We start from the raw sequence: 17,214 nt of genomic DNA, 5'->3' as shown, positions 1-17,214 counted from the left end.
TGCCGCTTGGCGGCATGGCCATGGCTGGCCGGGTGGTGGTCAGCTTACGCCTGAGGCGGGTGCGATGCCAGTGCGGTGGGTAACCTGTTTGGTGATGCGAGGCCCTTCGTGAACTCGCTTCAGGTGTTCAGGAAGCAGCGCGTCGTCGCCATCATCCGCACGTTCTTCGTCGAGTTGACGGAGGGCGTGTGCAAGAGGCGCAGGTCCATCAGGAAGACGTCACCGGCGCGTCCTGACATCTCGACGAGGTCGATGCCCAGCGGGTGAAGGCTTTGCGCCAGGTCGCCGGTCGTCTTCAGAAGCTGCCGCAGCTCGGAAGCTGCAACCCGCCCCGGCGTGCCGACGCGATGCGACCCGGCCAACGCCAGCGTCGCGCCGCCGCCGGGCGCCACGTCGTCGATCAGGAAGAAGGCCTGGATACCCGGCAACGGGTCTTGCGGTCGGGTCGAGACGTCGACGTGCCAGTTCAGGCCCGTGAGGGTCGAGGCGCCTTGAAGGGGCGGGGACAGCAGCAGCTGCGTGTCCTGGATGGCGGTTGGAGCGCACCCGCCCAGGCGGGTGACGCAGTCGATCAGCGTCGGCGTCACCAGCGCTTCGTGCACGCCGGGCACCTTGAGGAGCGCCGACAGCTTGCCGATCTGCTGGAAGACGGGGAGTTTTTGCAGCGCGCCGGGCAGGCTCTTTCCACCGGACAAGGCTTTCAGGCGTTTGATCTCGTCGAGCAGTTTCTGCCGCAGGCCCGCGATCTGCTTTTGCGGATGGAAGCCTTCCAACCGCACATAGCCTTTGTCGGTGAAGAAGTCGGTGTGAGAGGGAGTCATGGCTTGAAGCGGCCGCGCAGTCCGCCAATGAACGTCGCGCGGCGTGGAAGCAAGAATACAAGAGCGGCTGCACAGGGCGGGCATGGCTAACATCGGCCCAAAGCAGATCAAGGAGGACGCAGGATGACGGTGGTGGCAGAGACTTTGCGGATGGCGACACTGCAGCGACTTGGGGCGTCTGCGCCCTTGGTGCAATTGGCGATGGGCGAGTGCCTCCACGAAGCGTTCCGCACGGTCTGCCTGGGCCCGCCGTTCCTTGCGTACCACGGTGCCCGCGCACCCGACGGGCCGCCATGGGTTCCGCTGTGGGATCGCGGCAGCCGGGTGACGGGCCTGCGCGCGCATCCGGATGGCCTGGAGTTCGTCGAGTTCAGCGTGGAAGATCCTCGCGCGTTCGACCGGATCGCGTTGACCGAGCAAGGCTTCTGGCTGACCCGGTTCGACGCGCTGTATGAAAACGATGTGCCCGAGAGCGTCCTGCACGAGGCCGCACGGAGGGTCGGGTTCCGGTATCTGGATCAGCACCTGGCTGCGAGGGAAGAGGCCGAGGAGCGATTGAGTACCTTCAGCGATCACCGCCTGTGGCTGCTAGGCCTCGTGGCGGGCATCGATCGACAGGCCAGCGAGGCCTGACCGCAGTGTTCACACGAAACCCATCCTTTCATTGGTGCATCGCCCTCGCATCAGCTCTCATGCTCCACATGCTGGCGTACCCGGCCGAGGCCGAACCCGCTCGCGACACGACGTCCGCGCAAGCGCAGATCGCGTTCTTCGATGCCGTGGAGCGCGGTCGCCTGCGCGAGGTCGAGGCATTTCTTGCACAGGGCTTCGGTGCCAACGATGTGCAGGGCTACGGTTTCAATGTGGGCGACTCGCCGCTGATGAAGGCCGCGCAGCAAGGCAACGCGCAGATGGTGAAGTTCCTGCTGCGCCGCCATGCCGATGTGAACTACCGCAATGCCAACGACGGCGAGACCGCGCTGCTGCGCGCCGCCAAGTTCGCGGGCTCCGGCGGTATCAGCGACACGCACGCCATCAACTTCCGCCAGACCCTGGCGCTGCTGCTGAAGGCGGGCGCGAACCCCGACACGCCCGATCGCAACGGCGGTCTTCCGTTGTTCTTCGCGCCCACGACCTGGGTCATCCAGGCGCTGCTGGCTGCGGGCGCGGACCCCAATGCTGCGACCAGTAACCCACCGCTGATCGAGCACGCGCATGACCCTGCGCGCGTGCGGCTGCTGCTGGCCGCCGGCGCGCGGCCGGATGTGCGCGATGCGCAGGGCGTGTCGGCGCTGGCGGTGGCGGCGGAGAAGGGCCGCCTCGAAAGCGTCCGGCAGCTCCTAGCGGCCATGGCGCCGGATGCGGTGCGGGGCACCGATGCAGATGGGCACAACGCGCTCGATGCAGCGGCCAGGGGCGGCGATGCGAGGGTCGTTCGCCTGCTGCTGGCGCAGGGCCTGCCGGCGACCGAGCGCGCCGTGCGCGCAGTGGCGACGCAGGGGCATCTGCAGGCAGCCCGCCTGCTGCACCGGGCCATGGACCCGCCGCAATGGCCGTCCCTCGAAGCGGGGGCACCGGCCGAGGCACGGGTCTACCTGCTGATCCTGCAGCAGAAGCCGCACGAAGCGTTGGCCGCCTACCGCGCCCTCGAAACCGTCGCCTGCGGACGCATGACGCCGTTGGCGTCGGCGGTCGATGCCGGCAACGTGGAGGCCGTGCGCGCCTTGCTGGCCCTGGGCGTCGACGTGAACCACCAGACCCCCGCGCCGCTGCGCAGCGAACTGGTGCCGCAGCCACAGACCTCGTCGGGGCTGCCTCGCCTTGTCCATGTGCTGCCGCCTCCTTGCGACAACGCTTCGCTCGCACCGCACGCAGGTTCACCGACGTTGCCGCAGGCCACGCTGCCTGTCGGCCGGTTGCCGTTCGCACCCGTGCCCGGCACTGAAAGCGCCTTGCCGCAAGCGGGGTTCTGGACGGGCAACGCCTTGATGCGCGCCGTGGAGCGCGACAACCTCGAGATCGCGCGGCTGCTGGTGGCCGCGGGTGCCGATCCGGCGCTGCGAAGCCACTACGCGCCGCATGCCTCGGCGCAAGCATGGCTGCAGACGCACCCGCCATCGCATGGCGCGTCGCTGGCCGCATGGAAGAAATTGCTGAAGCTGAGTCGGCCCTGAGATGCAAACCCTGTCGCTCGATATCCGAGGTTGGCTTTGGTAGATTCCGCCACTCCGATCTCCACTGACAGGAGCGCTTCATGAGTACGCAAAAAGAACTGCATCGCGGCCGCCTGATCGACCACATCGGACTGGTCGTTCGCGATCTGGCGGCCAGCAAGGCCTTCTACAGCGCCGTCTTCGAAGCGCTGAAGATCCCGATGGGCGGCTCCGACGCGCGCAACTTCTGGGCCGACGAACTGTTCGTGTCGACGCGCGACAGCGACGAAGTGCAGGGCGAACTCACCGGGCGCCACCACATCGCATTCCAGGCGCAAGACCGGGCCATGGTGGACGCCTTCTACAAGGCCGCATTGGCGCACGGAGGCCGGGACAACGGTCTGCCAGGGGAGCGCGCCTACCACCCGGGCTACTACGCGGCGTTCGTGCTGGACCCGGACGGCAACAACATCGAGGCCGTGTTTCATGGCGAGGCCGATCGCAGTGCGGCTTCGGTGCGGATCAGGTTCTGATCCGTTCGAGTTGCGTCGTGAAGGCCGGGGCGGTCGTCAGGCCCAGGGGTACCTTCCCAGCAGCGACGCCAGCTCGTCCTTTTCTGCCTGCGTGAGCAGGGCGCCGAGCCGCAGCTTTCGCTTGAGGTTGCGCAGGCGCTTCAGGTCGCGTCGGAGCCAGAAAACCGTGCCGCCCAGCAGGAGCAGGAGGCCGATGGCACCCCCTACGAAGTTCAGCTTTTCACTCATGCATGACGCGTCCAGCGTTCGCCCGTACCCACGCAGTCGTTTCGGGGTTACTCATCATCAGGAGGCGTTCGTTGTGTCTCTCGCTTCGGGGCCATGCACTGATCAAAGAGCCTGCGCGGAGCGAGGACGAGCCTTTTTGAACAGCACTGTCATTTCTTCGCTCGGGCTGCGATAGCCGCATGCCTCGAAGAATCGCTTCGCATTGCCCAGCGCCTTGACGTAGACAGGGACACCAGGAAACTCCGCTTCAACGGCGCTCAGTAGCGCCCGGCCGATGCCCGAGCCCTGGGCGTCCGGGTGGACAACCAGTTCACCGAGCATTGTCGTGAATGCCCCGTCGCTGAAGGCTGAGACATAGCCGAGAAGTGCGCCGCTGTCTGCACGTGCGTGGACGACGAGCGGGTAGGCCCGATGGGAGCGTTCGAACGATGCTTCGTCGTACCCGCTGCCCCAACCGACCAACGCCATCAGATGGCCAAACTCCTGCCAGGTGACGGTTCGTTCGTTCGAAATCGTGTAGTTCATGCCGAGGCGATTTTCCGCGCTTTGGCAGCGAGAGAACGAAAAAGGGCCACGCCACCCACGCGCCCCTTCCCCACAACTCACAGCTTCGGCGTGTACTTCACCGTGAACAGCACGTTGCGCGGATCGCCGTAGTTGTTGTTCCCGTTGGCCTCGCTGTAGGCCGGGATGTAGTAGCGCTTGTCGAAGACGTTGTTGATGTTGACGGCCAGCGCCACCTCCGGCGTCAGCTGGTAGGCCAGGCGTGCGCTCCACACGGCGAAGCCGGGCACCTTGTACGTGCGGTCGTAGCCCAGCGTGTGGCTCTGGATGCTGAAGCCGCCGCCCACGCTGAGCCGGCTCCAGTCGCCGGGCAACTGGTAGTTGGTCCACACGCGCAGCATGTGCTTGGGCGTCCACTGGCTGAAGATCTTGCCCTTGTTGTCGGGGTCTTCGAGGAATCGGGTGGTGTTGTAGGTGTAGCCCGCCGTGAGCTGCAGCCGCGGCGCGACCTCGCCGCTGACCTCGGCTTCGAAGCCCTGGCTGCGCACCTTGCCCGACGACTTGGAGCAGTACCAGCCGTCGCAGGCAAAGCCGCCGTCGCGGTCGGTCACGGCGCGGTTGGTGTGGTTGTAGCGGAACACGGCCAGCGAGGTGTTCAGGCGGCCATCCATCAGTTCGCCCTTCAGGCCCACCTCGTAGTTGCTGCCGATGATGGGCTTGAGCCCGTCGCCCGAGACGGTGCGCTCGGTCTGCGGCTCGAACACGTCGGTGTAGCTCGCGTAGGCCGACCATTGCTTGTTGAGCGCGAACACGAGGCCGACGTACGGCGTCACTTCGCCCGACGTGCTGACGGTGCTCGTGAAGCCCGCGGACTGGCTCGAGTAGAGGTAGTCGTACCAGCTCAGGCGCGCGCCGACGATGGCCGTGAGCGGCTCGGCCAACTGGGCCCGCCAGCTGCCGTAGATGCCCTTTTGCCGCACGTCGTAGTGCGTGTGGCTCTTCCCGCCGCCCGCCGCCATGATGGTGTCGTAGTTCTGCGCCGGGCGGTTGTGGTCGATGGCGAAGATGTTGCCGCCGCCGCTGAACCGGCGCGCATACCGGTCGGTCGACTCGAACTTCGAGTAGTTGGCGCCGATGGTCAGGTCGTGCTGCATCGACAGCGCGTCGAAGCGTCCGCGCAGGTAGACGTCGAAGCCGAGCTTGCGCGAATCGAAGCGGGTGTCCCAGTCGGCGAAGTTCAGCCCGCTGCCGTCGGCTTGCACGTCGCCGTGCATGCGCTGGTGCTGCGCGCTGTTCTTCTCGTTCATGCCGAGCGCGGAGAACTTCAGCTTCCACTTGTCGTTGAAGCGGTGCTCGGCGTCGACATACACCGTGGTCTGCTCGATGTCGCTGTGGTTCCACAGGGCGCCCGTGAACACGGAGCGCGGCAGGCCGATGTCGGTGCCGTCCGGGTAGCGCGGAAAACCGCGCAGCATCGGACGCCCCTTGGCGTGCGAGTGGCTCACGCCGAAGCCGACGGTGGTGTCGGGGGAAATGTCGTAGTCGATGGCGCCGTAGAGCGAGCGCGTCTTGCGCCACACGTAGTCGGTGAACGAGTGGCTGCGGTCTTCGTCGACCACCACGCGGCCGCGCAGCGTGCCTTCGGCATTGAGCGGACCGCCGGCGTCGAGTTGCGCGCCGTAGTGGTCCCACGAGCCCGCCTTGCCGGTGAGCGTGAGCGTCTTCTCGGGCTGACCGCGCTTGCGCACGAGGTTGATTGCGCCGCCCGGGCTGCCGGTGCCTTGCAGCAGGCCCGAGGCGCCGCGCAGCACTTCCACGCGGTCGAAGAACACCGTGTCTTCGGTGGCCCAGTTGCCCAGCGAGTACATGTTGCGCGGCACGGGCACGCCGTCGTATTGCCAGGCGTCGATCTGGAAGCCGCGCGACGTGAGGACCATGCCCGGCCCCACGCCCTTGACGCCCACCACGCCCGTGACGTTGTTGACCGCATCGCGCAGGTCGACGAGGCCCTGGTCGTCCATGCGCTGGCGCGTGATCACGCTGACCGATTGGGGAATGTCCTTGAGCGCCTGCTCGCCCTTGCCGAGCGTCAGCGCGCGCGCCGTGTACGAGCGCGTGCCTTCGGTGGTGGCGCTGCGTTCGGCCTCGGCCGTGACGGTGACCGGCGCGAGCGTGGTGCTGCCGTCGGCGCCGGTGTCTGCAGGGCCGCCGATGCTCGAGCGGCGCAGCGCATACGCGCCGCCCGCGCCACCCGCCGCCTCGAGGCCCGAGCCGGCCAGCAGCCGCGCGAAGCCTTCGGCCACGGCGTGCTGGCCCTGCAGGCCGGGCGACCGCTTGCCCTGCGTGAGGGCAGGCGGAATCGTGATGCTCACACCGGCAGAGGCGGCGAAGCTCGACAGTGCCTCGTCGAGCGGGCCGGGTGCGATGTTGTAGGCCTTGCGTGCTTCGGCCTGCGTGGCCTGTGCGTTGGGCACGCCCGACGTCTGCGCGGCGACCGGCCCGGCGGCGGCGCACGCCATGGCGAACAACGCGCCGTGCACGGCGAGCGACAGCGCACGCAACGAGACGGCGTCGGAATCAAGGGGGGACGGTCGGCGACGGGCCATGGATTTCTCTCTCTCCTGCAAGGGGTGTGAAGTTGCTGTTCCTCAAGGCTTCACACGCGAGGAAAGAAAAGGGGACAGGCCGCGACAGAAAAATCGCAGCGGCCGAAATCGCTGCCAGCACCCGACGCCTCAACCGCCCGGCGCCACCACCGTGACCCAGTAGCGCGTGCGAAAGAGCACGTCCACCGGCAAGGCCTGTGGCAGGCTGTCGAGCACCGGGCCGGTGTCGCGCAGCTGGAACACGCCCGACACGCGCAGGTCGGCCACAGCCGGATCGCAGCGCAGCACGCCGGGCCGGTAGCGGCCCAGCTCGGCGAGGAAGTCGTGCAGCCGCATGCTCCTGGCGCGCAGGACACCGCGCGACCAATCGTCGGCATCGGCGGCTGCCGCCGTGATCTCGCTGATGGCCGTCGAAGAGAACATGGCCTGCTCGCCGGCACGCACCACCGTCGCCAGGCTGCGTGCGCTGTCGGGGCGAATCTCGACCGCGCCGTCGAGCACCGTCAGATGGCTGCGATCGCCTTCGTGCTGCCGGACCACGAAGCGCGTGCCCAGCGCACGCAGGCGCCCCTGCGCGGTCTCGACGATGAAGGGGCGGTAGGCGGGGTCGGAAGAGGGCACGGCATCGGGTGCCGTCTCGATGAGTATTTCGCCCGCATGGAGCCGCACCACGCGCTGCGTCGCGCCATAGGCCACATCGATCGCGGTCGCGGTGTTGAGCTGCAGACGCGTGCCGTCGGCCAGACGCAGTTCGCGGCGTTCGCCCGTGGCGGTGCGGTGGTCGGCCAGCCATTCGCGTGCCGGCGACGCGCGCCAGGCCAGCCAGCCGGCAGGTGCCGCAGTCAGCAACACAGCGAGTGCCTTGACGGCTGTGCGGCGGTCGCTTCGCACCGCTCGGCCCAGCACCGGCATCGACAGCGCGCCCGGCAGCCTGCCGAACTTGCCGCTGACCTGCTCGGCGCGCTGCCAGGCCGCTTCGTGCGCGGGGTCGGCCGCCCGCCAGCGCGCCCATTGCGTGCGATCGGCCGCCGTGGCCTCGCCCGACTGCAGCAGGACGAACCATTGCGCTGCCTGTAGGGCGACGGCCTTGTCGACCCCGACCGCCATCGTGCGTTGCACCGTCACGCGACGAGCAGGATGCAGCGGGCCATGGCCTCGGCCATGTAGCGCTTGACGGTGCGCTCGCTCACGCCCAGCTTCGCGGCGATCTCCGCATAGCCCAGCCCTTCGAGCTGCGCCATCAGGAAGGCCTGGCGCACCGGCGGCGCCAGGCCGTCGAGCATGGCGTCGATCTCCTGCAGGGTTTCGAGAATGATCGCCTGCTGCTCGGGCGAGGGCGCGAGCGGCTCGGGCAATGCGCTCAAGGCCTCGAGGTAGGCCTGCTCCAGCGAACGCCGTCGGTACAGGTTGGCCAGCAGCCGCTTGGCAACCACCGTCAGGTAGGCGCGCGGCTCCCTCAATTGCCAGTCGCACTGCTTCTCGGGCGTGTGGTCTGGCGCGGTGAGGATGCGTAGGAAGGTGTCTTGTGCCAGGTCTGCCGCATCGAAAGCATTGCCGAGCTTCCTGCGCAACCAGCCCTGCAGCCACCCGTGGTGCTCGCTATAGAGGGTGTGGATGTGCGGGTGCAGAGCGGGATCGGCGGCCATGGCGGACGTAGTGCGGTGGCCAGGCCATCCAAATAAGAATTATTCTCATTGTATGGCGAATGTGCACCAATGGCTACGTTCGGGGCTGCGGCACCAGTTGAAGCTCGTTGCCGGCGGGGTCGCGCACTGTGGCGAGGATGCCGCCCCATGACTGCGGCTCGGGGAGGCCGCTGAAGGCGACGCCGCGTGACGAGAGTTCGGTGTACTTCGACTGGATGTTTTCCACGTCGAAAGACAGGCCTGTGAAGCGGCCCACCAAGGCCAGGTCTTCCGGTGGGGCATCTGCTTCGACACTTTCGACCACCAGGCTCATGGGTCCTGCGTCGAACACGCAAAAGCCCTGGTCGCGGCCGTCGGCCTTCAGGGGCAGGCCGAGGATCTCTTCATAGAAGCGGGAGGCGAGGGCGAGGTCCTGGACGAAGATGCGGGCGGTGTGAAGCTGCATGGGCTCTCCTGGCTGGGGGTTAGGCGCGTACTACCGAAAGGCGATTGACCGAGACGCTTATTTGCCCTCGGTTGGGCATTGAGGTCAGGCCCAACCCGACGCATTGCGCAAGCGTATGCCACTGGCATGCAGCGTGCTGTTCCAGACGCCACGCAAGGGCAGCAACGAGTCGACAACCCGCAACTCGGTGTGGCTGTCGTTCAAGGCCAGGGGAAGATTCGCGATTCTCTCGCAGCCCAGCGGACGCACCACGTTTCGACTGACGAACATGCCTGCGTCTTCAATGCACTCGAACGAGTGGACGGGAAACTCGTAGCGGAAGATCGAGCCAGATCGATGGCGATCCACCCAGGCTCGCTCTATGAAAGCAACGGCCTGTACGCCGCACGGAAGATCGCCCATCCACACCATTCGATCATCGTGGCTCGATGCCGAGTGCGCCCAGACAACGATGCGCGGGCACTCTCGCGGAAAGAGATACAGCCGCTGGTGATCGGCATCGATGGCCCACACGAGCGGGCTGTTGAGCCATTCCTGACCGGGTTTGCGAAGTGCCGGCTGGCGTACAGAGCGTGGCGTGAACTGGTCGATCTGACCGTCTTCGCTGAAGTGAAAGAGGCGCATGTCGGGGCGTCGAAGATGACAGTTGCGACGAAAAGGAAACGCGTCGTCAGCCGTTCGCACCGCCGTGGGCCGAAGGCATGCGTTCTCGGCGCCGATGGCGCGTGCTACTTCTTCGCAAGAAACGCTGCAACCAACGCATTCGCATGCCCATGACCCATCTGGTGCTGGGTCTTGAGCTGGCTCACGAGCTCCATGTGCTTCAGCGGACCCGCCGCCTGAAGAATGTCCATCCAATGCGCGATCGGCTGGCCGTAGGTCTTCTCGATGGAGGGGAAGTACGAGGCGGGTCCTTTTACCTTGGCGGTCTCGGTCATGGGCGGTTCTTTCGCGGGTGAAGAGTGAGGTTCGTGAAAGGGAGCGAGGCCATTCTTACAGCTGCCAGCTCCTGTTGCTGGCATTGGGCTGGATCAGGTCCCACATGTTCCCGCACAGGTCCTTGAAGACAGCCACGACCCCGTGCGGTTGCTCCTCCGGCGGGCGGACGAACTCGACGCCTGCGGCCTTGTACTTTTCGTAGTCGCGCCAGAAGTCGTCCGTGTACAGGAACAGGAACACGCGGCCGCCGGCCTGGTCGCCGATGGCGCGCTGCTGTTCTGGCGCCGACGCCTGCGCCAGGAGAAGGCAGGCCCCTTGTCCACCCTGAGGTTTGACCACGACCCAGCGCTTTCCTTGCGCAGGCACGGGCGTGTCTTCGACGAGTTCGAAGCCCAGTGTGCCGACGAAGAATTCGAGCGCCTTGTCGTAGTCGGGGACCACCAAGGAGACGAGGCCGAGTGATTGGTGCATGGGGTCTGGTCGGAAAAATCGGGGATGGTAAGGCGATCAAGTCGACCTGCGACAGGGAAGATGGTCTGCGCTTGCCCGATCGCACGCCGAGCTGTCGAGCACCTGTGGCCGGATGCGGCGCGTGTCACGGCGTGGTTTTATCGCTGACATTCAATCAGCGTTGCAAAGGAATCCCGCCATATCAAAGAAGCTTCCCGATAAGTGCACCTAAGAGTGCGCCTGCCGCGCTTGAAAGAGCGACCCACCAGCGTTTGTCCTTCTGATGCTCAAGAGCCCTCGAGTGCATGCTTACTGCGGTGTCCACGAGAGCCTTAATATCGGATGACGACAAGGGGTTGCGCGACATGCGAGCGCTCCTCTCCGCCGGGAGCGCTCGGTATTCCTCGGCCGTAAGAACTCGCTCGTTATCTACGTCGTAGCGCCTAGGAAACTGTCGGCGCCAAACCAGTGAAGCCCTCTCCTTGGCTCCGTCTAGGCGAAAGAACTCCGGGTGCTCGGCAAACACGGTCTTCCACTTCTCAGCCTGAGTCTTGTCTGCAGTCAGGCGGTCCGCCCAATCTTCAAATGAGAGCTTGTAGAACTTATAGACGGCCATTGCTTGCAGAGCTGCAATGACGTCGCCTAGTCGATTGGCATCCCGAAGGTATGGCGAATCTGTCAAGGCATCCCGCCGCCAGAAAAATCGCATTGTTAGCTCCAGTTGTTCATTTCGTGAGCCGCGAATTTTCGATCCGTAGCAACTCCAAGTGTGCGATGCGGTCGATCGCTTTCTTATCGGATCATCGCCTGTCTTGCCGCACCTGAAGGTGCGTAGATCTTTATCTTGCGGCGCAAGAATTCTCTGAGATTGGAGGTCGTCTCCGGTCGTTAGAAAGCGTCGAAGCGACAGGGCCCGCGACGCGCACTTCACGGTGCCGCTGCGCAACCTTCGGGCTTGAAAATCCGTGTGGTCGAACCCGGAAACTTTTCAAGTTTTGCCGTTGGCCGCGACGGGCGCGGGACCAACTCTCCGCCGCAGTTCGGACATGTGCCTGCGAGGCGTTGGTTCGCGCAATCACTGCAGAACGTGCACTCGAAAGAACAGATGCGGGCATCGGCCGAATCCGGCGGCAAGTCTCGGTCGCAGCATTCACACCCGGGGCGCATTTGGAGCATGGCGAAGCCTCAGAGAGTTGAGTCGGTCGAGCTTAAACGAAGGTGTGCTCGCCGATGCATGGCGAGCACGGGAGGCTGGCGCGTGTTGCCGCACGACGAGGCCGCGTGCGGGCATCGCGATAGTCAGGCTGTCGGCCCGGCGGGTCCGAGTGCCAGGCTCATCGGCTGCACCATCAGGGGTGAGTGTTCCCGCAGCGGCTCCAACGCACCATCGGGGCGGAAGCTGCACGCCGTGTACAGGCGCATCGCGGGCGTGTCTGCGACAGTGACTCCCAGGCCCACGCGTTTCATCCCTGCACGCGCGGCCCAGGAAACCGCCGCTTCGAGCAAAGCGCGACCGGCCCCGATGCCTCGTGAGGCGGGGTCGACCCACATCTGAAACAGATGAGCGACAGCCGGTTCATCGCCGGACACCTTGCACCAGATCAGGCCGCAGGCATCGGTGCGGTTGAACGCGAAAAGCACACGGTCTTTCCCGGATGAAGTCGCCGCGGCAATGCGAGCGGACCACATCGCATCGGTTCTCGTGGCCTCTGCCTCGTACGTGCTTCCGAAGGCGTCCGGCGAGTCGAGCAACGCCCGCAGGCGCAGGTCTCGATAGGTCTTCCATTCATCGGGTTTCGCTGGTTGCACCGAGATATCTGCGGTCGGGTTCATGGACGATCGTTCATTCCTGAATTCATTGGCGGATGTCGCGACGCATGCGGTTCAACCGGCTGCTCATGATCCACGCAACCACCGGCCCGATCACCATCCCAGCCAGGCAGCTCCACACAACGACATGGCTCTTGAGTTCGAGCAGCCAGGTGAGCATCGGGTACTGCGCCGCCACGGCGTCCGGGAAGCTCCACCAATAGGAAGAGCCGCGGCTGGCGCCCGTGCGATGCTTGGTGCCGTCGAGCCAGTAGGCGGCCAACGGTGCAAGGCCCAGATAGGCAAACATCGCCGCCCAGGGGCCGAGCACGATGGCGCCCAGGAAGGTGTCGATGAAACGGGAGCGCATCGATTTACCGCTCACGCATGCGCCGCCAGATCAGGTCCGCCGCCTCGCTCGCACTCACCAGCGCCGAGTCGATGACCAGGCGGCTCGTGACCCAAGCCTCGTAGTCGTGCCCAAGCACAGCCTCCCAACTCGGCAACGCAAAGCCCGCAATGTCGGCTTCCCGGCTCTCCACGCGTCGGCGGTGTTCAACAACGTCAGAGCACACGAACTCCACCTCCACCACATGCGACGACGTCTCGGCGGCCACAGCCCGCCACGCCTCACGCGTGACCGGCAGCGGGTTGACGCAATCAGCAACCACGGACATGCCGAGCGCAAGGTTGGACCGAGCCAGCGCGTAGGCCACGACGTAGCCCGCCGGGCCCACGTCGTCAGTGCGCCCGCTTGCGGTCTTCAGTGCGTGCTCGATGGCGTCGATGCGCAGGTACACCGACGGGGCACGCGCCACGAGTTCGCGCGCGATGGTGGTCTTGCCTGTGCCTGGCAGTCCACTCAGGACGATCAGGGTTCGATGTTCCGAAGTCGATCTCATGGAAGGGGATGGCGTCTGCGAAAGGCCGTTCGTCGGCGATCGTACCCACCATTCGTTCATGCGGGCCCGTCGACCCGTCAGATCAGCGGCACTGTCGCTTCCTTCAGCACGCGCAGCACGAAGTGCGACTTGCTATGGCGAATGCCGGGAATCTTGTAGAGCTTCTCGCGCAGCAGTCGCTCGTAGTCGCGCGTGTCGCGCACGGCGATGCGGATGTAGTAGTCGTAGTCGCCCGACACGAGGTAGGCCTCCTGGATCTCGGGAATGGTGGCGAGGGTGCGGCCGAAGTCGTACAGGGTTTCGTCGGTGTGGCTCTCGAGGGTGACCTGCACGATGACCGAGTCGTGGTACCCCAGCTTGGCCGGGTCGACGTCGACGGTGTAGCGCTTGATGACGCCCGAGGCCTCGAGTTTCTTGATGCGCGTCCAGCAGCTGGTGGGCGACAGGCCGACCTCGTTGCCGATCTCCTGCAGGGTCTTGCGCGAGTCGAGCAGCAGCACCCGCAGGATCGCCAGATCGGTCTTGTCGAAAGATCCTTCGCTGTCTGACGATGTTTGGCGATTGGTTTTCATGTTTCGAGCTTAAATAGCCAAAAGAAAGAAGCAAATTCTGCCTCAAGAGCGGAAGAATTGACGGCATGCGACTGCTCGACCTTCCCCCCACATCCTCGCCCTCCCTCTCGCCGGCCATGCCCGAGACCCCACCCCGCGTGCGCAACGGCGCCGAAGCGCTGCTCGACACGCTGGTCGAGTGCGGCGTCGACACGATCTTCGGCTACCCCGGCGGCGCGGCGCTGCCGCTGTACGACGCGCTGCACGGCGAACCCCGGCTGCGCCATGTGCTGGTGCGCCACGAACAGGCGGCGGTGCATGCGGCCGAGGGCTATGCGCGCAGCACGGGCCGCGTCGGCGTGGTGCTGGTCACGTCGGGGCCGGGCGTGGGCAACACGATCACGGGGCTGCTCGACGCGATGAGCGATTCGGTGCCGGTGCTGTGCATCAGCGGGCAGGTGTCGACGGCGGTGATCGGCACGCAGGCTTTCCAGGAAAGCGACGCGCTGGGCATGTCACGCCCGGTGACCAAGTGGAACCGGCAGGTGCGCGCGGCCGACGACGTGCCCGCGCTGGTGCGCCGCGCGCTCGACATCGCCACCACCGGCCGCCCCGGCCCGGTGCTGCTCGACGTGCCGAAGGACATCCAGCTCATGCGCCTCACGCACGGCGCCGCGCCGGCCCCGCTGCGCGCGCTGCGCACGGGCCGCGCGCCGCTGCCGCCGCGGGCGATGCTGCAGCGCGCCGCCGACCTGATCTCGACCGCGCGCCGGCCGGTGCTCTACGGCGGCGGCGGGCTCATCAACTCGGGGCCGGCGGCCTGCGAGGCGTTCACGCAACTCGTGCACCGGCTGCACGCGCCATGCACGCTCACGCTGATGGGGCTGGGCGCGTTCCCCGCGTCCGACCCGAAGTTCGTCGGCATGCTGGGCATGCACGGCATGCTCGAAGCCAACCTCGCGATGCACGAGGCCGACCTGGTGGTGTGCGTGGGCGCGCGTTTCGACGACCGCGTGACGGGCAAGCTCGACGAGTTCTGTCCGCACGCCCGCAAGATCCACATCGACATCGACCCCGGCAGCATCAACAAGGTGGTGCACGTCGACGTGCCGATGGTGGGCGACTGCGGCGCCATCGTCGAAGCGCTGCTGGGGCTGCTGCCCGACGAGTTTGCGCCCGAGCGGCTGGCGCCGTGGTGGGCGCGCATCGAGCGCTGGCGCGCCGAAGACTGCCTGGCCTTCACCCCGTCGACGGAAGAGATCCTGCCGCAGCAGCTGATGTCGTCGCTGCAGCGGGCCATCGCGGGCCGTGATGCGATCGTCTCGACCGATGTGGGCCAGCACCAGATGTGGGCCGCGCAGTACCTGCGCTTCGACAGCCCGCGCCACTGGCTCACCTCGGGCGGCGCCGGCACCATGGGCTACGGGTTGCCCGCGGCCATCGGCGCGCAGATCGGCCACCCCGACGCGCTCACGGTGTGCGTGAGCGGCGACGCCTCGGTGCTGATGAACATCCAGGAGCTGTCGACCGCCATGCAGCATCGCACCCCGGTGAAGCTGGTGCTGAGCAACAACGGCTACATGGGCATGGTGCGGCAATGGCAGGAGCTGAACCACGGCAACCGCCTGAGCCACAGCTGGAACGAGGCGCTGCCGGATTTCGTGGCGCTGGCGAAGGCTTTTGGGTGGGGGGCGCGGCGGGTGTCGGACCCTGCGGAGCTGGAAGAAGCGCTGGCCGAATGCCTGGCGAGCAAGGGACCGTTCTTTCTGGACGTGCAGGTGGCGGCGCAGGAGAACTGCTTCCCGATGATGCCGTCGGGGTGTGGGCACCACCGGGTGATGCTGGCGAAGGACCGGTGGTACGAAGAAGAAAGCTGAGGGCCGGTCCTCGCACTCGCTCACATCACGAGTGCCCGTCCACCCGCATCTGGAACAGGAAGTAGGGCGGAATGCACGCCCCGCGTCCTTCGGGCTGGCCTTCGGCCTGCGCGCAGATGTAGTCCTCGCGGCAAGGCTGTTGCGCCGAGCAGCTGCGCAGATTGCCGGGCCGCGTGTGCTTGCTCAGGCAATCGCCGAAGGGCTGCTTGGCTGCCAGGCACTGGTTGAAGTCGCTGAGGATGGCGATGCCGCCGCAGGTGCCGTTCGGGTCCTTCGGATCGCAGCGGCCCGAGCACATGCCGCCGGGGAAGCCGACCGAGGTTTTCTCGCACACAGAGTCCGCGCCTTCGCAGGTCGTGGCGGCGGTGCGCGGCAGCTTCTGCGCGCGGTCGCGCCACGGGTCGGCCGAGACGGTGATTCGCGTGGGCTCGCAGCTGGCGCCGACGGTGGCTTTGTCGGGCAAGGCGTTCGCATCGTCCGGCGAGGCCAGCGGGCGGAACGGGTCGGGCACGGGCGTCGTCAACGCGGCCTTCACATAGCGTTCGCGTCGCGCCAACTCATCCTGCAAGTGCGGCGAGTGCGGCAGCGCGAGCGCGTTGCCGGTCGTGAAGGTGCGCGAGGCGCCGCGCCGGTCCACGCCCAACAGGTGAAAGCCCGCGACCGCGCGGCTCTGGTGGCAGCCGGCGCAGCTCAGGTCGTCGAGACGGCGCAGCACGGCCTGCGGTGACTGCAGCGTGCGGCTGCCGGGCACGGGCTGCCAGTCGCCGGGCGCGAACAGCTGTTCGAAGGGGCGGTTCGCCAGGCGCTCGAGGCCGCGCGGCGCCACGGAGACCGACTCGGTGGCCAGGAAGCGATCGGGGATGCGCACGGTGGCGCTGTCGAGCGCGCGCAGCGTGTCGGGTTGCTGCAGCCACTGCAGCAGCGCCTTGCGCAGCGGGGCGTCGGCCTTGAGCTTCGCGACGTCGGGCGTGTTCTCGAGCGGACCCGCGTCGAAGCGCTGCGTGCCCGCGTTCCAGCGGAAGGCGCGCAGCAGGTACTCGGCATGGCCGCCGAGGTCGGGCCGCACGGCCGAGGGCCAGCGCACGCTCTGCAGGTTGGTCGTGACCTGCGCGATGCGGGCCTGCGCGAGCCGCGGCGGCGCGAGCGGGCCGTCGGCCGACACGAGCCAGCGGCCGAGCGCTTCGTCTTTCATCGACGCCTGCGGCGGTTGCCAGCGCCGCGCGGCGCTGGCGCAGCTGCCGTCGGCATCGGGCGCGTCGCCGCGCAACTCGACGGCGACGGTCATCGGCAGGCGCGACTGCATCGCGGCCGAGCGATACGCCAGCCGGTACACGAGCCGCGTCTCGCCGCAGGCGCCGGGCTGGAACGGGCGGCGGTCCATGCGGTTGGCGACGCCGACCAGCTCGAAGAAGGCGTCGGGGCTGGCGAGCCAGCGCGCGTCGAAGATCCGGTGCGGGTAGCGCGCAATGCCGACGCCGGCCTGCGGGTCGCGGCGCTGCAGGGCGGCGAGGCTGGCCTTCAGCGGGTCGGCAATCGATTGCCAGGCGGGCGAACGAGCGAGTGCCTGGTTGGTGGCGATGCCGCTGGCCGCAGAGGGCACGTCGAACCAGCGGCCGAAACCGGCGCCGGCTTTCTCGGCGGCCTGCAGCGCGACGGGCGAGGTGACGAGCAGTACCGGGTCGGCCGCGTGGGCGAGGGAGGATGCGAGCGCGAGGCCGGCGGTCAGAAGGTGAAGTAGGCGTGGCACGCG

Annotated in this window: 21 protein-coding genes; 4 read left to right on the top strand and 17 right to left on the bottom strand. The window is 66.8% G+C overall.

Translation table 11 applies throughout. The features are described 5' to 3' along the window. Positions 1-119 precede the first annotated feature (119 nt). A complete protein-coding gene (locus AC1RAD_RS11915) occupies positions 120-821 on the bottom strand; it encodes a phytanoyl-CoA dioxygenase family protein (protein WP_492734928.1) in 702 nt (233 codons plus the stop codon). 123 nt (positions 822-944) lie between these two features. Here AC1RAD_RS11915 and AC1RAD_RS11910 point away from each other — a divergent pair, with 123 nt between their 5' ends. The 3 genes from AC1RAD_RS11910 (at position 945) to AC1RAD_RS11900 (ending at position 3,507) form a co-directional block, all read left to right on the top strand. Next, positions 945-1,454, top strand: coding sequence for a hypothetical protein (locus tag AC1RAD_RS11910; RefSeq protein ID WP_492734926.1), 510 nt, complete (start codon positions 945-947; stop codon positions 1,452-1,454). A 59-nt stretch (positions 1,455-1,513) separates the two neighbouring features. After that, positions 1,514-2,995 (top strand): ankyrin repeat domain-containing protein, encoded by a 1,482-nt coding sequence (locus tag AC1RAD_RS11905; RefSeq protein WP_492734924.1) that lies wholly within the window; start codon positions 1,514-1,516, stop codon positions 2,993-2,995. A gap of 80 nt (positions 2,996-3,075) precedes the next feature. Next, the gene (locus AC1RAD_RS11900) at positions 3,076-3,507 is read left to right on the top strand and encodes a VOC family protein (protein ID WP_492734922.1); all 432 of its coding nucleotides are present in this window, start codon (positions 3,076-3,078) and stop codon (positions 3,505-3,507) included. 36 nt (positions 3,508-3,543) lie between these two features. Here the strand turns inward: AC1RAD_RS11900 and AC1RAD_RS11895 are convergent, their stop codons facing one another. The 15 genes from AC1RAD_RS11895 to AC1RAD_RS11825 all read right to left on the bottom strand — a co-directional run bounded on the left by AC1RAD_RS11895 (position 3,544) and on the right by AC1RAD_RS11825 (position 13,608). Beyond that, positions 3,544-3,735 (bottom strand): hypothetical protein, encoded by a 192-nt coding sequence (locus tag AC1RAD_RS11895; RefSeq protein ID WP_492734920.1) that lies wholly within the window; start codon positions 3,733-3,735, stop codon positions 3,544-3,546. Positions 3,736-3,837: 102 nt separating this feature from the next. Continuing rightward, a complete protein-coding gene (locus tag AC1RAD_RS11890) occupies positions 3,838-4,260 on the bottom strand; it encodes a GNAT family N-acetyltransferase (protein ID WP_492734918.1) in 423 nt (140 codons plus the stop codon). A 77-nt stretch (positions 4,261-4,337) separates the two neighbouring features. After that, on the bottom strand, positions 4,338-6,845 hold the full coding sequence (locus tag AC1RAD_RS11885) for a TonB-dependent siderophore receptor (RefSeq protein WP_492734916.1): 2,508 nt from the start codon (positions 6,843-6,845) through the stop codon (positions 4,338-4,340). A 129-nt stretch (positions 6,846-6,974) separates the two neighbouring features. Continuing rightward, the gene (locus AC1RAD_RS11880) at positions 6,975-7,970 is read right to left on the bottom strand and encodes a FecR domain-containing protein (protein WP_492734914.1); all 996 of its coding nucleotides are present in this window, start codon (positions 7,968-7,970) and stop codon (positions 6,975-6,977) included. Beyond that, positions 7,967-8,491, bottom strand: coding sequence for a sigma-70 family RNA polymerase sigma factor (locus tag AC1RAD_RS11875; RefSeq protein WP_070061085.1), 525 nt, complete (start codon positions 8,489-8,491; stop codon positions 7,967-7,969). Before AC1RAD_RS11875 ends, AC1RAD_RS11880 begins: the two co-directional genes overlap by 4 nt. A 73-nt stretch (positions 8,492-8,564) precedes the next feature. Next, positions 8,565-8,936, bottom strand: coding sequence for a VOC family protein (locus AC1RAD_RS11870; protein WP_492734912.1), 372 nt, complete (start codon positions 8,934-8,936; stop codon positions 8,565-8,567). Positions 8,937-9,020: 84 nt separating this feature from the next. Beyond that, on the bottom strand, positions 9,021-9,560 hold the full coding sequence (locus AC1RAD_RS11865) for a DUF6886 family protein (RefSeq protein WP_492734910.1): 540 nt from the start codon (positions 9,558-9,560) through the stop codon (positions 9,021-9,023). A gap of 104 nt (positions 9,561-9,664) precedes the next feature. Next, positions 9,665-9,874 (bottom strand): DUF4287 domain-containing protein, encoded by a 210-nt coding sequence (locus tag AC1RAD_RS11860; RefSeq protein ID WP_070061083.1) that lies wholly within the window; start codon positions 9,872-9,874, stop codon positions 9,665-9,667. Between the two features lie 55 nt (positions 9,875-9,929). After that, positions 9,930-10,346 (bottom strand): VOC family protein, encoded by a 417-nt coding sequence (locus tag AC1RAD_RS11855; protein ID WP_070061082.1) that lies wholly within the window; start codon positions 10,344-10,346, stop codon positions 9,930-9,932. Positions 10,347-10,527: 181 nt separating this feature from the next. Then, positions 10,528-10,941, bottom strand: a complete 414-nt coding sequence (locus AC1RAD_RS11850) for a hypothetical protein (protein WP_492734908.1) — start codon at positions 10,939-10,941, stop codon at positions 10,528-10,530. Between the two features lie 311 nt (positions 10,942-11,252). Continuing rightward, a complete protein-coding gene (locus AC1RAD_RS11845; protein WP_492734906.1) occupies positions 11,253-11,501 on the bottom strand; it encodes a DUF1272 domain-containing protein in 249 nt (82 codons plus the stop codon). A gap of 123 nt (positions 11,502-11,624) precedes the next feature. Beyond that, a complete protein-coding gene (locus AC1RAD_RS11840) occupies positions 11,625-12,158 on the bottom strand; it encodes a GNAT family N-acetyltransferase (protein ID WP_492734904.1) in 534 nt (177 codons plus the stop codon). A 22-nt stretch (positions 12,159-12,180) separates the two neighbouring features. Beyond that, positions 12,181-12,504 carry a hypothetical protein gene (locus tag AC1RAD_RS11835; protein WP_492734902.1) on the bottom strand — a complete coding sequence of 108 codons (324 nt, stop codon included), beginning with the start codon at positions 12,502-12,504 and terminating at the stop codon, positions 12,181-12,183. Positions 12,505-12,508: 4 nt separating this feature from the next. Next, positions 12,509-13,036, bottom strand: a complete 528-nt coding sequence (locus AC1RAD_RS11830) for a P-loop nucleotide/nucleoside kinase family protein (RefSeq protein ID WP_492734900.1) — start codon at positions 13,034-13,036, stop codon at positions 12,509-12,511. 77 nt (positions 13,037-13,113) lie between these two features. After that, entirely contained in the window at positions 13,114-13,608 is a 495-nt protein-coding gene (locus tag AC1RAD_RS11825; RefSeq protein WP_307693174.1) for an Lrp/AsnC family transcriptional regulator, read from the bottom strand. A gap of 65 nt (positions 13,609-13,673) precedes the next feature. Between AC1RAD_RS11825 and ilvB the strand changes: the two genes are divergently transcribed. Then, the gene (ilvB, locus tag AC1RAD_RS11820) at positions 13,674-15,464 is read left to right on the top strand and encodes a biosynthetic-type acetolactate synthase large subunit (protein ID WP_492734898.1); all 1,791 of its coding nucleotides are present in this window, start codon (positions 13,674-13,676) and stop codon (positions 15,462-15,464) included. A 25-nt stretch (positions 15,465-15,489) separates the two neighbouring features. On the opposite strand, the gene AC1RAD_RS11815 is transcribed toward ilvB, so the two are convergent. Continuing rightward, positions 15,490-17,211: a hypothetical protein gene (locus AC1RAD_RS11815; protein WP_492734896.1), complete on the bottom strand. Its 1,722-nt coding sequence runs from the start codon at positions 17,209-17,211 to the stop codon at positions 15,490-15,492. Positions 17,212-17,214: the final 3 nt, after the last annotated feature.

It is taken from the genome of Variovorax sp. GW823-FHT04B03 (assembly GCF_058796495.1).
This window is presented reverse-complemented; position numbering and strand designations above follow the sequence as displayed.